The following is a 14,949-nucleotide window of genomic DNA, read 5'->3' on the forward strand; positions in this document are numbered from 1 at the left end:
GTCACTACGGAACGGAATCCATGGCCACCACGCTCGTCATCGGCAACAAGAACTACTCGTCCTGGTCGCTGCGGCCCTGGCTGCTGCTGCGTCATTTCGGCGTGGCTTTCGACGAAGTGCGGCTGCCGCTGGACACGCCGGAATTCCACGCCAGGATCGGCAGCTGGTCGCCGACCCGGCGCGTACCGGTGCTGCGCGACGGCGAGCTGACGCTGTGGGATTCGCTGGCGATCTGTGAATACGCGAACGAGCGCTGGCTCGGCGGCCGGGCCTGGCCGGCCGACCCGGCAGCGCGTGCGGTGGCGCGCTGCGCGGCCGCGGAGATGCATTCGGGTTTCGCCGCGCTGCGTACGCAGATGCCCATGAACGTGCGGCGCCAGCCAAACGACTACCGTTGGGATGCCGCTGCGGACGCCGACATCGCACGCGTGCAGTCGCTGTGGCGCGAACTGCGCGACCGCTTCGGTGCCGGCGGCGATTTCCTGTGCGGCGGCTACGGCATCGTGGACGCGATGTTCGCGCCGGTGTGCGTGCGGTTCCGCGGCTACGGCGTGCGCACCGACGACACCACCAGTGCCTACATGGACGCGATCTTCGCGCTGCCGGCGATGCTCGAATGGCAGGCTTCGGCACGCGCCGAAACCGAACGTGTCGGCGCGGACGAGGCCTGAACACATGCCGTTCACCGCATTGATCCGCGACGTGCCGGATTTCCCGCGGCCCGGCATCGTGTTCAAGGACATCATGCCGATGCTGGCCGACGGCCCGGCCTTTGCCGAAGCCGTGGCAGCGATGGCCGCGCCCTGGCGCCAGCAGCCGCCGCAGGCGGTGGTGGGGTCGAAGCCCGCGGTTTCATCCTCGGTGCGGCGATCGCACGCGAACTGGGCGTAGGCTTCGTGCCGGTGCGCAAACCCGGCAAGCTGCCCGGTGCCGTGCACGAGGTGGCCTACGCACTCGAATACGGCATGGATCGCCTGCAGGTGCAGCGTGATGCCTTGCCACCGGGCACGCGCGTGCTGCTGGTGGACGATGTGCTGGCCACGGGTGGCACGTTGCTGGCGGCCGCGGAACTGCTCGACGGGATCGGGTCGGTGCTGGCCGGCGCAGCCGTACTGGTGGAGCTGGAAGCCTTGGGCGGGCGTGCACGCTGGACCCTTGCGGCACCGCTGCTGGCGACGCTTCGCTACTGAATCAGAACGCGGTCAGCGCGCAGACGTAGATCAGTTCGCAGGCACCGTCGCCGCTGTCATCACGGGTCAGCGAACTGCGCCAGCGCCAGCCGTCGTCGCGGCGTGCCTCGATCAGCCAGCCCTGCAGCCGCACCGTCTGGTCGGGCCGCACCCGCGACAGGGCCTGCGCGACCCGGGCGTCGGCCGGCACCGGGTGCATGTTGGCACTGGACCGGATGATTTCAGGCAACGGCAGCGGCGGGCCGTCGGCGCCCCAGCGGTAGTGGTACCAGCGGCCGGACTGCGAGATGTCCAGGCGCTGGTAGTGCGTACGGTCGGACATGCGCCGCCAGCCCAGCGCCAGGTCGGTGGGCGAAAGCGCGGACTCCGGTCCGCTGCCGTAATCGCGGCGGGACAGCACGCGTGCCTCCAGGCTGAATCCGGCCAGCGGCGAAACGACGAAGTCGCCCAGCCGGAAGTCTCGCATCGTCGCCGGCACGCCGGTCTGCAGCGGTTCCTCTCCCGAGAGTGGACTCGGGGGCAGCACGCAGGTGATGGGCGGGCTGCCGGGCAGCGCCTGGGCCGGCAGATGGCCGGGGCCTTGCCGGGACGCCCAGAGCAGGGCGGCCAGGCCGATGGCGAGCAGGAACCATATCCAGCGGGGCATGGCGCAAGCCTAGCGATGCCACGCGAGCGTGAACAGGTCCAGGTCCCGCCGGTGCTTCGCCGGGAGGTTCAGTCCGGGAGCCCGGACAGCGCCTTCTCGAAACGCCTGGCGTGCGACTGTTCGGCCTTGGCCAGCGCCTCGAACCAGTCGGCGATCTCGTCGAATCCTTCCTCGCGCGCGATCCGGGCCATGCGCGGGTACATCTCGCTGTACTCGTGGGTCTCGCCGGCGATCGCCGCCTTGAGGTTGCTGGCGGTGTCGCCGAAGGGCAGGCCGGTGGTCGGGTCCTCGCAGGCCTCCAGGTATTCCAGATGGCCGTGCGCGTGTCCGGTCTCGCCTTCCGCCGTGGAACGGAACACCGCGGCCACGTCGCTGTGGCCCTCGACGTCGGCCTTCTGCGCGAAATACAGATAGCGGCGGTTGGCCTCGGACTCGCGGGTGAACGCGGCCTTGAGATTGTCCGCGGTCCTGGAACCCTTGAGCGTCATGCGGTCACCTCGTCGCAGCGGGTGGAAGCCCGTCGATGCCGGGATGTTCCGCAGCATAAGCCCGGCCCGGGACGTTGTGGCATGTGCCCGGTGGGCACGCGCCGACGGCCGGGCCGATGCCTGTGCCGAATGGTCAGCGGTGCAGGTCGCCGGCCGCTTCCGGCTGGTAGTCGATGGCGGTGAGGCGGACCCGCAGGGCGCGGCCGCCAGGCGCCTGCCAGTCGATCACGCTGCCGATGGAAAGTCCCAGCAGCGCACTGCCCACCGGCGCCAGCACCGAAACGCGATGGCTGGCGACGTCGGCATCGGCCGGGTAGGCGAGGGTGAAGCGGTGGTGGTCGCCGCTGAGTTCGTCCACGCACGACACGGTCGAGTTCATGGTGACCACGTCGGGTGGCATGTCTTCGGGGGCGAGCACGGCGGCGCGTTCGAGTTCGCGGCCGAGTGCGATCGCCGCAGGAACATGGCGCAGGCCGGGCGAATCCAGCAGTTGCTCCAGCCGTGCCAGGTCGCGGCTGCTGACGGTGATCGGCGGAAGGTGGGTGCTTGCGTTCATGGGGCCTCCAAAAGCGAACGGGCGGCACGCGTGGCGCGCCGCCCGGGGTTTACGAGTTGTGCGGGCACCATAGCCCGCCCCTGTGCGGGCTTCAAGCCTTGGCGCGGCGCGGCGACTTCAGTGCGCTCTGTTCCGGCGCCGTGAGCAGGCCGGGCGGCAGATCGCGCAGCACGCCGGCGAGTTTGTGCAGGAAGTCGGACATTGCCGAACTGCGGCGCCAGACCAGGGCCAGCCGGCGCGTGGGTGGCGGGTCGCGGAACGACACCAGGCGGATGTTGTCGGACGGCGACACGGGCGGCTTGACGGCCAGCATCGGCAGCAGCGTCACGCCGACGCCGCCGGCCACCATCTGCCGCAGCGTTTCCAGGCTGGTGGCGCGGAAACCCTCTTTTTCGCCGGCGCCGGCCAGGCTGCAGACCTCCAGCGCCTGGTCGCGCAGGCAGTGGCCTTCCTCGAGCAGCAGCAGGTGCTGTTTGTCCAGTTCGGCCAGGCGCAGGTCGTGGTGGCCGGCCAGGGCATGGCCTTCGGGCACGGCCAGCATGAAGGGCTCTTCGAACAGGAATTCGGTGTCCAGCCAGTCTTCGTGCAGCGGCAGCGCCAGCACCGCCGCGTCGAGTTTGCCCTCGCGCAGCATGTGCAGGATCACTTCGGTCTTCTCTTCCACCAGCAGAAGTTCCAGGCGCGGAAAACGCGCGCGGATGCGCGGCACCACGTGCGGCAGCAGGTAGGGACCGAGGGTGGGGAACAGGCCCAGGCGCACGCTGCCGGCTTCGGGGTCGGCGGTGCGGCGTGCGGTTTCGCGCATCTGTTCGACTTCGGCCAGCACGCGGCGCGCGCGCGTGGCGATGTCCTGGCCGGCCGGCGTCAGCATCACCTGGCGCGGCGCGCGTTCGACCAGGGCGACACCGAGCTCGTCCTCGAGTTTGCGGATCTGGGTCGAGAGCGTCGGCTGGCTGACGTGGCAGGCCTCGGCGGCGCGGCCGAAATGCCGCAGCTCGGCCAGGGCGACGAGATAGCGCAGGTCCCGCAGGTTCATCGCATCACTCCGGTCAATCGAAGCTGGGATAGCAATACGCCTTGAAAATGGCGGGCGCAAGCCAGATATAGGCATTCACTATCAAAGCTATAAGAATCATCATGTTTACATATTGATAGGGCGAGCCTAACATTCGCTGGTCTTCAATTCACCCTCCCCACAACAAGGACTGATCCCATGTCGTTGATCAACACCCAGATCCAGCCGTTCAAGACCCAGGCCTTCCATAACGGCAAGTTCGTGGAAGTGTCCGACGCCACCCTGAAGGGCAAGTGGTCCGTGCTGGTGTTCATGCCGGCCGCCTTCACCTTCAACTGCCCGACCGAGGTCGAGGATGCCGCCGAGAACTACGGCGAATTCCAGGCCGCCGGCGCCGAGATCTACATCGTCACCACCGACACCCACTTCTCGCACAAGGTCTGGCACGAGACCTCGCCGGCCGTGGGCAAGGCGAAGTTCCCGCTGGTCGGCGACCCGACCCACCAGCTGACCCGCGCCTTTGGCGTGCACATCGAGGAAGAGGGCCTGGCCCTGCGCGGCACCTTCGTGATCAACCCGGAAGGCGTGATCAAGACCGCCGAAGTGCACGACAACGCCATCGCCCGCGACATGTCCGAGACCCTGCGCAAGCTCAAGGCCGCCCAGTTCGTGGCCAAGAACCCGAACCAGGTGTGCCCGGCCAAGTGGAAGGAAGGCGAGAAGACCCTGGCGCCGTCGCTGGACCTGGTCGGCAAGATCTGATTCCCGCGATCGTGCAGTCCCGCCCCGCCCGGGCGTCCGCGCCCGGGCGGGGTTTCCCCACCACGGATGTTTGCGCGTGCCGCTGGCGCGCCGGCCGCACGCGCAAGCCCTTCCCCTCCCCGGAGTACCGCCATGCTCGATCAGAACCTTAAGACGCAGCTCTCGGCCTACCTGGAGAAGCTGCAGCTGCCGATCGAACTCATCGCCTCGCTGGACGGGCGCGAGGCTTCGCGCGAGCTCGAGGCGCTGCTGGTCGAGATCGCTTCGCTGTCTGAAAAGATCACGTATGTGCGCGCCGACGACGACGCGCGCAAGCCGTCCTTCGCCATCCGTCGCGCCGGCACCGACCTGCAGGTGCGTTTCGCCGGCCTGCCGATGGGCCACGAGTTCACCTCGCTGGTGCTGGCGCTTCTGCAGGTCGGCGGCCATCCTTCGAAGGAAGCGCAGGAGCTGCTGGCGCAGGTGGCTGCGCTCGAGGGCGAGTTCCGCTTCGAAACGTATTTTTCGCTGTCCTGCCAGAACTGCCCGGACGTGGTGCAGGCGCTGAACCTGATGGCCGTGCTCAACCCACGCATCTCGCACGTGGCCATCGACGGCGCGCTGTTCCAGCCCGAGGTCGAGGCGCGCCAGGTGATGGCGGTGCCGACCGTTTACCTCAACGGCGAAGTGTTCGGGCAGGGTCGCATGGAGCTGGCCGAGATCGTCGCGAAGCTCGATACCGGCGCGGAAGCGCGTGCGGCCGAGCGCATCGCCGCCAAGGAGCCGTTCGAAGTGCTGGTGGTCGGCGGTGGCCCGGCTGGCGCGGCGGCAGCGATCTATGCCGCGCGCAAGGGCATCCGCACCGGCGTGGCGGCCGAACGTTTCGGCGGCCAGGTGCTGGATACGATGGCCATCGAGAACCTGGTCGCCGTGGCCGAAACCGAAGGCCCGAAGCTGGCGGCCGAGCTCGAGCGCAACGTGCGCCACTACGACGTGGACATCATGAACCTGCAGCGCGCCGAAGAACTGCTGCCGGCGGGCGAGGACGGCCTGGTGCAGGTGCGGCTGGCCAGCGGCGCGGTGCTGAAGTCGCGCACCGTGGTCCTGAGCACCGGCGCGCGCTGGCGCCAGATGGGCGTGCCGGGCGAAAACGAATACCGCAACAAGGGCGTGGCCTATTGCCCGCACTGCGACGGACCGCTGTTCAAGGGCAAGCGCGTGGCGGTGATCGGCGGCGGCAATTCCGGCGTCGAGGCGGCGATCGACCTGGCCGGCCTGGCCAGCCACGTCACTCTGCTGGAGTTCGACGGCAAGCTGCGCGCCGACGAGGTGCTGCAGCGCAAGCTGCGCAGCCTGCCCAATGTCACCGTGCTGACCAATGCGCAGAGCACCGAGGTGCTGGGCGACGGCCAGAAGGTCAACGGCCTGGTCTATACCGACCGGCTGATCGGCAATTCGCACCGGATCGAGCTCGAGGGCATCTTCGTGCAGATCGGCCTGCTGCCGAACACCGAATGGCTCAAGGGCACGGTCGAGCTGTCGGCCCGCGGCGAGATCGTCATCGACGACCGTGGCCAGACCTCGGTTCCGGGCGTGTTCGCCGCTGGCGATGCGACCACGGTGCCCTACAAGCAGATCGTCGTGGCCATGGGCGCCGGCTCCACCGCCGCCCTGAGCGCTTTCGACCACCTGATCCGCACGCCGGTGCCGGCCAGCGGCAAGGCACTCGCGGCCGCGGCCTGAGGCCGGCGCTGCGCCGGCCCCGCGGCCGGCGCTATCATGGCGCGGCCCCCGAGGACCGCGCCATGCCTCCTGTTGAAACCCCGCTGCCGGCGAGATCGAGAAGCTGTTCGCCGCCGTGCCGGAGCGCAACACCAGCGACGTGCTGCTGCGCACGATGCAGCAGCACCACGTGCAGCTTTCGACCATGGCCGACGCCAAGGCCAACATCATCATCACCATGTCCTCGATCGTGCTGACCCTGGTGCTGGGCCGGCTCAACGATCCGGTGCTGCGCACGGCCTCGCTGACCCTGGCCGCTTTCACCCTGCTGGCCCTGCTGCTTGCGGTGCTGGCCGTGCTGCCGAAATACCGCCCGCTGAAACTGGTGGACGACAAGATCCCGCCGCAGTTCAACCTGCTGTTCTTCGGCCACTTCGCCGAGCTGCCGCGCGAACGTTTCCTGGCCGAGATCGCCGGCACGCTGAAGGCCGACGGTTCGGTGTACGAGACCATGGCGCGCGACACCTACGCCCTGGGCTGGTACCTGGCGCACCACAAGTACCGCTACCTGCGCCTGTCCTACATCTTCTTCCTCGGCGGTTTCATCCTGGCCTGCGTGGTGCAGGTGATCACGTTGCTGGCGCGCTGAGGCATGACGACCCTGGCCAATGCCATCCGCGACGCCGCCTCGCGGCTGCCCGGCGAAGAGGCGCGCCTGGAAGCCGAGCTGCTGCTGGCGCACGCGCTGCAGCGCCCGCGCAGCTGGTTCTACGCACATGCCGGCGACGTGCTGGATCCGGGCGAAGCCCAGGCCTTCGACCAGCTGCTGCGTCGCCGCGACCACGGCGAACCGGTGGCGCAGATCGTCGGCCACCGCGGGTTCTGGTCGCTGGACCTCGCGGTCACGCCCGACACCCTGATCCCCGGGCGGAAACCGAACTGCTGGTCGAAATGGCGCTCGAACACCTGCCGCCCGAGCAGATGGGCCAGGTGCTCGACCTGGGCACCGGCACCGGCGCTGTCGCCCTGGCCATCGCCAGCGAACGGCCGCTGGTGGACGTGACGGCGGTGGACGTCAGCCAGGCGGCGCTGGACGTGGCCCAATCCAACGCCCAGGACACCGGCCTGCCGCTGCGCCTGCTGCTGGGCAACTGGTTCGAGCCGGTGGCGGGCGAGGTGTTCCGCATGATCGTCAGCAACCCGCCCTACATCGCCGAAAACGACCCGCACCTGCAGCAGGGCGACCTGCGTTTCGAGCCGCGGTCGGCGCTGGCGTCGGGGTCCGATGGCCTGGACGCCATCCGCCGCATCGTCGCCGGTGCGCCCGCGCACCTGCTGCCCGAAGGCTGGCTGCTGATTGAACACGGCCACGACCAGGGTGCCCCTGTGCGCGCGCTGTTCACCGCCGCGGGTTTCCTGCGGGTCACCACCGCCCGCGACCTCGAGGGCCGCGAACGGGTGACCTGGGCCGGCACGCCGGCTAGGGCTGCCGGCGGATCTCGACGCGCCGGTTCCTGGCGCGGCCTTCTTCTGTCGCGTTGCTGGCCACGGGCCGGGATTCGCCGTGGCCTTCGGAGGCCAGGCGTCCGGCGGCGACGCCGCGCTCCACCAGCCAGGCAAGCACGGCGGCCGCGCGCCGCTGCGACAACGAAGCGTTGTAGGCGGTATCGCCCTGGCTGTCGGTGTGGCCCGCGATCACCAGTTTCAGTTCCTGCCGCCGCTGAAGCAGCGCCAGCACCTGCTCAAGGGTCTGTTCCGACTCGGGGCGCAGCGTGGCCTGTGCCGTATCGAAAAGGATTCCGTACAGGTCCACGCGGCCGTCTTCGCGCAAGGCTTTTTCCAGCACGCGGCTGGTTTCCTGGCGCGGCACCAGCAGGAAGTCGAGTTCTCCCCGGGCGCCGGCCTCCAGGTCGATGCTGGCGTGGCCAGGTTCGTAGTCGGGATGACTGGCCACTACCACGGCCAGGCCGGCGGGCACGTCCGACAGTGCGTAGCGGCCTTCGGCATCGGCGCGGCCTTCGGCGGTTGCGGCGGCGCTGGCCATTGCGCCCGGGATCGGTTCGCGGCTGCGCTTGTCCAGGATGCGGCCGTGCAGGCTGGCCAGCTGGCGCGTGCCGCCGGGATTGACCAGCAGGCGCACGAAGTCGATCGCAAAACCGTCGCCGGCGTCGGTGTCGGCATCGTCAATGGCGATCTCCAGGCGTCCGTCGGCCAGCAGGTCGAACTGTTCGGGCAGCAGTTGCAGGGTGATCAGCTTGCCGATCGGGCCGCGCTGGCGCAGCGTGTTCAGTGCTTCGGCCATGTGCGGCGCCTCGCGGCCGTCGAGCAGCACGCGGTAGCGGTTGCCGAAGCTGGGCGCCTGGAAGTCGTCGACGAACAGCTGCAGTTGCACCGCCTGCGGCGTGAGTCCGCGGGTCTCGAACTCGAGGGTCACGGGCTGCGGGTTGTTTGCCGGGCGACGGGTGCGCGTGGTGTAGCCATCTTTCTTCGTGGCGGCATCGCCGGCATAACCGCTGATCACCATGATGCGGTCGGTGCCGTCGGGGTCCTGCGGGTCGGGCGTGAAGGGAAAGGCATGGGGCGGCGTGCTGGCGCCGGAAAACGGGTCGAAATCCACCGGCCAGCCGAAGCCCAGGTTGTCCACGTCGCCGACGCGCACGACCAGGTCGGCTTCGCCACCACGCGCGCTGTGCCGGTGCAGCTTCCAGTCCGCCGGCTGGCGCGCCAGCCAGTCGGCCTTTTTCTGTGCGGCCACCGCATCCAGGCCAAGCTGGCGCCGCACGGTGTCTTCGTTCTTCAGGCGCCGGTCGCTGCCCTTGGCACCGTACAGCGTGTCCTTTGCCGCCTGCAGTCGTGCCTGCTGCTCGGCATCCAGTTCCTGGCCGGGCCGGCCGAGTTCGGCCAGCACCTGCATCGCGGTGGCGGGGTCCATGGCGCCGGCTTCCGCCGGCGCGCGGCCGCCGCCGTCTATCAGGCCGGCGGTTTCCTTGCCGGTTCTTTCGATGTCGGCTTCGTCCGGTTCGGCCGCCATCGGTCCGCCGCATGCCAGCAACAGCGCCAGGACGGCAATCCAGTGGATTCCTCGCATCATCCGGCCCTCAGTCATTGCGGCGGTAGCTGGACGACACGGTCTCCAGGAACAGCCGTCCGGTCGTCTCCCGCCACATCGGGTTGTTGTTGTGCCGGGCCTCGCAGACGCCGATGGCGTCGACGATGCCCGCCAGCTTGTCGCGGAATTCCAGGTGTTTGTCGTCGTAGGCCTTCTGGGTCTGCTGGAAGGCGACGTTGATCTTCTGCTTCTGCGCCTGCCAGGCCGAATCGACCATGTAGTGCGGTTTGGGCGCCATGTCGCCCGCGGCCATCATCTTCGACAGGTCGGATTTGGCGCTGCTGTAGAGGATGCGCAGGCGTTCGTACAGTTCGAGCTGCTTTTCGAGCTCGGCCAGCGGCTCGGCGTAGCAGCTCTGGCAGGCTTCGTAGTCGTCCCACCGGTGGTCGTTCGCGCCGATCACGTCGCCGCTGACACCCGGGGTCGGCGGGCGGCAGGACAGCGGCATCGGCGGCAGGTTGTCCGGGTCGGGTTCGCTGTCGCGGTCCTCTTCGACCAGCAGGCGCAGGCGCGCGACTTCGGCGCGGTCGCGGACGGCCTGTTCGTGCAGGTCGCGCACGTGTTGTTCCATGCCGGCGATGCGGTCGGCGTAGTCGTCCGTTGCCGCATCCTTGTCCTTGTCGGTGTCGGCGGGCAGGGCGGGTTTGTCTCCGGGCTTGGGTTTCGCCGGCGACGCGTCCGGTTTTTCCTCGGGCAGCTTGAGCTTGGGGTCCGAACTTTCGTCGTTCTTGTCCTTGGGCGGATCGGCGGCCTGCACAGGTGCGGCCGGTACGGCGAACAGCAGCGCCATCGCCAGGCCCGACGCGAACAGCAGGGACGCGGCGTGGCCCCGTCCGCGGCGCAGCAGCAGTGCGGCCAGCAGGCCGGCGATGACAACCAGGACCGCAAGCATGGCGTAGGTCGTCCAGGCCGGACCGCCAGTGTCTGAGGCTTCGCCAGCTGCGTCTGCGGGGTTTTCGTCTTGCGCCGGCGGCACGATCACGCTGGCGTAGTCGGCGCGCACCGGATCGCCCTGCCATACCAGCAGGGTGACTTTGGCGGCGCCATCGGTGGGCGTCAGCCGGATGCCGACCTGGGCGTGCGCACGGCCGTCGAAACGGTAGAGGCCGGTTTCGCCGGTGCTGCCGGAGGTGGCGGTCTGGCCCCAGGCGTGGCGATGCAGGCTGACGTCGACCGGCCGGTCGGTGCGTTCGGCGGCGACCTGGATGGACAGCGGCGCCATCACGTCCAGGCCGCGCACGTAATAACGACGTCCCTTGTCGGGAATGCGCGCCTCGATGCGCGCCCAGCGCCCGGGTTCACCGTCCACGGATTCGAGCTTGAGCTGGACGGCCTTGGTCTTGTCGCCGGGATCGGCCATCGGCTGTGCGGTGGCGGTCATGGAAAGGTGCAGCAGCACCAGCGTTGCCATCGGCCACCAGCGGCGGATCAATGGACGGGGCAAACGGCGGATTTTCAGCATGTGTTGTCTCCTAGTGCGCGGCGACGCACGCCGGGTCATCAGGTTTTTGGCGGGGGCGCCGGATCCCGCCAGCGCCATCCCAGGGTTCGACAGGCAGCTTGCGGCGCCCGTCGAAGCATTTGTGCGCGCGCTCAGTCGGCCACGCGCACTTCCACGCGGCGGTTGAGCGCACGGCCGGCCTCGTTGCCGTTGTCGGCCACCGGGCGTGATTCACCCAGACCCTCGGAAGAAAGCCGCGAAGCGTCCACGCCCTTGCCGGTCAGCCAGGTGACCACCGATGCGGCGCGTTTTTCCGACAGGTCCTGGTTGTAGTCGTCGCCGCCTTCGCTGTCGGTGTGGCCGGCGATGACCAGGCGGATGCTGTCGTTGCCGGTCAGCACGCCCAGCACCTGTTGCAGCGTGGCTTCCGATTCCGGCTTCAGGGTCGCCTTGGCGGTGTCGAAGTAGATGCCGTACAGGTCCACCTTGCCTTCGCGTTCGAGCTGTTCGGCCAGGGACTCGCTGTCCTTCTCCGTCGGCGTGAGTTCCAGCACCAGGTCCACGGTTTCGCCGGCGACCAGGTCGGCGGCTTCGCTGTCGGAGCTGTAGTCGGGCTTGCTGCCGGTGGTGACCACCAGGCCGGCAGGCACCTTTTCCAGCAGGAAACCGCCCTTGTCGTCGGTGAGGCCCTGCACCACGTTGCCGGCCGACACCAGCACGCCGGCCAGCGGGCGCCCGGCCTTGGTGTCCACGGCGATGCCGCGCACGGTGCCGGTGTACCGGTAGCCCTTGGGGTTGACCAGCAGGCGTGCGAAGTCGAAGGCGTAACCGTCGCCGGCGTTGTTGTCGGGGTCGTCGATGCGGATCTCGACGCGGCCGTCGGCGATGGTGTCGATGTATTCAGGCAGCAGTTGCAGCGTGATCAGCTTGCCGATCGGGCCGGTCTGGTCCAGCGCGTTGAGCACCACGGCGACGTCGCTGAGCTCGCGACCGTCGATCCAGGCGCGGTAACGGCTGCCCATGCGCTTGGACTGGAAGTCGTCCACGAACAGTTGCAGCGCCACCGTCCTGACCTCGATGCCCTGCAGGTCGAACTCCAGCACCAGCGGCTGCGGCTGGTTGCCGGGCCGCGAGGTCTGCTGGGTGTAGCCGTCCCGGCGTGCGCTGCCGCCGGTGTAGCCGCTGACGACCATGATGCGGTCGGTGCCGGGCGGGTCGTCGTTTTCGGGCAGGTAGGGGAAACGGTGCACCGGCGTGGACTTGCCGGTGAAGGGGTCGAAGCCCTCCGGCCAGCCGAAACCCATGTTGTCGATGTCGCCCAGTTGCACCAGCAGGTCGGCTTCCGGGCCGTCCTTCTCGACGCGGCGGATCTGTTTCCACTCCTCGGGCAGGTTGTCGAGCGCGGCGGCGCGGCGGTCGGAGTCTGCCTGCAGTTGCTGGTCGCGCATGGCCTGCTGGCTGGCCTTCACCTTTTCCATCGCGGCGGCGCGTTTTTCGGGGTCGTCGCCGGCGGCGGCGAATTCCTGCATGGCCGCCATCACCGCCGCCATCTGCGCCTTCTGCTGTTCCTGGCGTGCGGTCGCGTCCTGCAGCTGCGCCTGGGTGTCGGCGGGAACGGGGCTTCGGCCGGCGCCGTGCCCGGGTCGAAGGTCTCGCCTTCGGCGCTGCGCGCGGCCTCGGCCAGCGCGGCGCCGAAAGGCATGTCGTTCAGGTCGTCCAGGCTGGCGGTGCCGCCTTCCTTCAGGCCTTCGGGTTCATTGCTTTCCTTGAAGGACAGATCGCCGCCGTCATCGCTGCCGGCGATCAGGTCGGTGGCGGCGGCGAGGGCGTCGTCGCCGTCACTGGAGTCGGTCGATCCCGTCGCTTCGATGTCTTCGGAGGCGGTGGCAGCTTCCGCTTCCGCCGAGGGCGGATCACCGCCGCAGGCGGCAACCAGGACACAAAGGGCGAAGGCGACGGCAAGGCGGGTGCGGCGCATCGGCATGACTCCGGTCCGGAGAGCGTGCCCACTCTAACAAAGCCCCGCGCACGTGAGCGCGGGAAGCGCGGGCATGGGGCTTATCGCATCGCGGCAGCGGATCCGGCCACGCGGCGCGCGCCGGTGGCCGTCGTCTTCACACCGTCCGACGTCAGGCCGTCACGGCCCGCGGCGGATCACCGGCCAGGCCCGGCCAGCGTTGCCGCAGGGCCCGGCGGATGCCGTCGGCATCCAGGCCCGCTTCGGCCAGCAGCTGTTCGCGGCTGGCATGTTATGGTAGGCGTCGGGCAGGCCGAGGTGCTGCACCGGCAGCGTGATGTTCTCGGCCGCCAGCAGTTCGGCCACGCCGCTGCCGGCGCCGCCCATCACCACGTTGTCCTCGAGCGTGACGAAGCCTTCGTGGGTCTTCGCCAGGTCCAGAAGCAGCGCGCGGTCGAGCGGTTTGACGAAGCGCATGTTGACCACGGTCAGGCCGAGTTCGCGGCCGACCGTCTCCGCCGCCGGCACCAGCGCACCGAAGGCGAGCAGGGCCAGGCGCGCGCCGCGATGCCGCAGTTCGGCCTTGCCGAGCGGCAGCGTGTCCAGCGCCGGCTGCACGGCCACGCCCGGGCCGCTGCCGCGCGGATAACGCACGGCGGCCGGACCGCGGTAGTGGAAGCCGGTGCTGAGCATCTGCCGGCATTCGTTCTCGTCCGCCGGCGCCATCACTACCATGTTCGGCACGCAGCGCAGGAAACTGAGGTCGAAGCTGCCGGCGTGGGTGGCGCCGTCGGGGCCGACCACGCCGCCGCGGTCGACCGCGAACAGCACGTCCAGGTCCTGCAGGGCCACGTCGTGGATCAGCTGGTCGTAGCCGCGCTGCAGGAAACTCGAATAGATCGCGACCACGGGCTTGGCGCCTTCCACGGCCATGCCGGCGGCCAGCGTCACCGCGTGCTGTTCGGCGATGGCGACGTCGAAATAACGCGCCGGGTATTCCTTGCTGTAGCGCACCAGGCCCGAGCCTTCGCGCATCGCCGGCGTGATCGCCAGCAGTTTGTCGTCGGCTGCGGCCATGTCGCACAGCCAGTCGCCGAACACCTGGGTGTAGGTCGGTTTGGCCGGGCCGGCCTTCTTGACGATGCCCACGGTCGGGTCGAACGGGCCGACCGCGTGGTACTCGATCTGGTCGCCCTCGGCGCGCTCGTAACCCTTGCCCTTGGTGGTGATCACGTGCAGCAGCTGCGGACCCTTCAGGCCCTTGAGCGTCTTGAGCGTGGCCACCAGCGCCGGCACGTCGTGGCCGTCGATCGGTCCGGTGTAATGGAAGCCCATTTCCTCGAACAGCGTGGACGGCACGAACATGCCCTTCCAGTGTTCCTCCCAGCGGCGCATGAAACGCGCGGTCGGGCGCTTCTTGTCGCCGAACAGCTTCTTGCCGCTCTCGCGGATCGCGTTGAGCGTGCGGCTGCCGGACAGGCGGCCGAGCATGCGGGTCAGGCCGCCGACGTTTTCGGAAATGGACATCCGGTTGTCGTTGAGCACCACCAGCAGGTCGGGCTCAGGGTCCATGCCGCCGGCGTGGTTGAGCGCCTCGAAGGCCATGCCGGCGGTCATCGCGCCGTCGCCGATCACGGCGACGACCTTGCGCGGGTCGCCCTGGGCCTGCAGCGCGATCGCCATGCCCAGCGCCGCCGAGATCGAGGTCGAACTGTGGCCGACGCCGAAGGTGTCGTATTCGCTCTCTTCGCGCTTGGGGAAGGGCGCCACGCCGTCCTTCTGCTTCACCGTGTGGATGGAGTCGCGGCGGCCGGTCAGGATCTTGTGCGGGTAGCACTGATGGCCGACGTCCCAGACCAGGCGGTCGACCGGGGTCTCGAAGACGTGGTGCAGGGCGACGGTCAGCTCGATCACGCCCAGGCCGGCGCCGAAATGGCCACCCGACTGGCTGACCTTTTCGATGAGGCAGGCGCGCAGTTCATCGGCGATGGCCGGCAGTTCGGCTTCCGGGAACTGGCGCAGGTCAGCGGGAACGGTGATGCGGGAGAGGCGCGGATAGCGCTGGGAGTCCATCAGGGATCTGG

12 protein-coding genes and 3 pseudogenes are annotated in these 14,949 nt (G+C 69.0%); 6 read left to right on the forward strand and 9 right to left on the reverse strand.

Annotation, left to right across the window (positions count from 1 at the left end):
• Nucleotides 1-20 precede the first annotated feature (20 nt).
• Together FRZ33_RS07820 and FRZ33_RS07825 are read left to right on the forward strand one after the other, a co-directional pair.
• Nucleotides 21-671 (forward strand): glutathione S-transferase family protein, encoded by a 651-nt coding sequence (locus FRZ33_RS07820; protein ID WP_146908887.1) that lies wholly within the window; start codon nucleotides 21-23, stop codon nucleotides 669-671.
• A 4-nt stretch (nucleotides 672-675) separates the two neighbouring features.
• Nucleotides 676-1,190: pseudogene (locus FRZ33_RS07825) on the forward strand (adenine phosphoribosyltransferase).
• A gap of 1 nt (nucleotide 1,191) precedes the next feature.
• On the opposite strand, the gene FRZ33_RS07830 reads toward FRZ33_RS07825, so the two are convergent.
• The 4 genes from FRZ33_RS07830 to FRZ33_RS07845 all read right to left on the reverse strand — a co-directional run bounded on the left by FRZ33_RS07830 (nucleotide 1,192) and on the right by FRZ33_RS07845 (nucleotide 3,916).
• Nucleotides 1,192-1,836 carry a hypothetical protein gene (locus FRZ33_RS07830; protein ID WP_146908889.1) on the reverse strand — a complete coding sequence of 215 codons (645 nt, stop codon included), beginning with the start codon at nucleotides 1,834-1,836 and terminating at the stop codon, nucleotides 1,192-1,194.
• Nucleotides 1,837-1,904: 68 nt separating this feature from the next.
• Complete coding sequence (locus FRZ33_RS07835) at nucleotides 1,905-2,324, reverse strand: rubrerythrin family protein (protein ID WP_146910614.1); 420 nt, start codon at nucleotides 2,322-2,324, stop codon at nucleotides 1,905-1,907.
• A gap of 133 nt (nucleotides 2,325-2,457) precedes the next feature.
• A complete protein-coding gene (gene rnk, locus FRZ33_RS07840; protein ID WP_146908891.1) occupies nucleotides 2,458-2,880 on the reverse strand; it encodes a nucleoside diphosphate kinase regulator in 423 nt (140 codons plus the stop codon).
• 91 nt (nucleotides 2,881-2,971) lie between these two features.
• A complete protein-coding gene (locus FRZ33_RS07845) occupies nucleotides 2,972-3,916 on the reverse strand; it encodes a LysR substrate-binding domain-containing protein (protein WP_146908892.1) in 945 nt (314 codons plus the stop codon).
• Nucleotides 3,917-4,093: 177 nt separating this feature from the next.
• On the opposite strand from FRZ33_RS07845, the gene ahpC reads away from it, so the two are divergent.
• The 4 genes and pseudogenes from ahpC to prmC form a co-directional block, all read left to right on the forward strand.
• The gene (ahpC, locus tag FRZ33_RS07850) at nucleotides 4,094-4,657 is read left to right on the forward strand and encodes an alkyl hydroperoxide reductase subunit C (RefSeq protein ID WP_146908894.1); all 564 of its coding nucleotides are present in this window, start codon (nucleotides 4,094-4,096) and stop codon (nucleotides 4,655-4,657) included.
• Between the two features lie 132 nt (nucleotides 4,658-4,789).
• A complete protein-coding gene (gene ahpF / locus FRZ33_RS07855) occupies nucleotides 4,790-6,379 on the forward strand; it encodes an alkyl hydroperoxide reductase subunit F (protein WP_146908896.1) in 1,590 nt (529 codons plus the stop codon).
• Nucleotides 6,380-6,494: 115 nt separating this feature from the next.
• Nucleotides 6,495-7,007, forward strand: coding sequence for a Pycsar system effector family protein (locus tag FRZ33_RS07860; protein WP_146908898.1), 513 nt, complete (start codon nucleotides 6,495-6,497; stop codon nucleotides 7,005-7,007).
• A 3-nt stretch (nucleotides 7,008-7,010) separates the two neighbouring features.
• Nucleotides 7,011-7,840, forward strand: a pseudogene (prmC, locus tag FRZ33_RS07865) (peptide chain release factor N(5)-glutamine methyltransferase); the annotation flags it as partial.
• Here the strand turns inward: prmC and FRZ33_RS07870 are convergent.
• From FRZ33_RS07870 to dxs, 5 genes and pseudogenes are all read right to left on the reverse strand, one after another.
• Nucleotides 7,839-9,464: an OmpA family protein gene (locus FRZ33_RS07870; protein ID WP_146908900.1), complete on the reverse strand. Its 1,626-nt coding sequence runs from the start codon at nucleotides 9,462-9,464 to the stop codon at nucleotides 7,839-7,841. The pseudogene prmC and the gene FRZ33_RS07870 overlap by 2 nt on opposite strands.
• Nucleotides 9,457-10,929 carry a hypothetical protein gene (locus FRZ33_RS07875; protein WP_146908902.1) on the reverse strand — a complete coding sequence of 491 codons (1,473 nt, stop codon included), beginning with the start codon at nucleotides 10,927-10,929 and terminating at the stop codon, nucleotides 9,457-9,459. The genes FRZ33_RS07870 and FRZ33_RS07875 overlap by 8 nt, the downstream gene beginning before the upstream one ends.
• A gap of 131 nt (nucleotides 10,930-11,060) precedes the next feature.
• Nucleotides 11,061-12,458, reverse strand: a complete 1,398-nt coding sequence (locus FRZ33_RS07880; protein ID WP_146908904.1) for an OmpA family protein — start codon at nucleotides 12,456-12,458, stop codon at nucleotides 11,061-11,063.
• Nucleotides 12,446-12,886: a hypothetical protein gene (locus FRZ33_RS07885; RefSeq protein ID WP_146908905.1), complete on the reverse strand. Its 441-nt coding sequence runs from the start codon at nucleotides 12,884-12,886 to the stop codon at nucleotides 12,446-12,448. Before FRZ33_RS07885 ends, FRZ33_RS07880 begins: the two co-directional genes overlap by 13 nt.
• 151 nt (nucleotides 12,887-13,037) lie before the next feature.
• Nucleotides 13,038-14,941 (reverse strand): annotated as a pseudogene (gene dxs / locus FRZ33_RS07890) (1-deoxy-D-xylulose-5-phosphate synthase).
• Nucleotides 14,942-14,949 lie beyond the last annotated feature (8 nt).

It is taken from the genome of Arenimonas daejeonensis, assembly GCF_007993735.1.
GTDB lineage: Bacteria > Pseudomonadota > Gammaproteobacteria > Xanthomonadales > Xanthomonadaceae > Arenimonas > Arenimonas daejeonensis.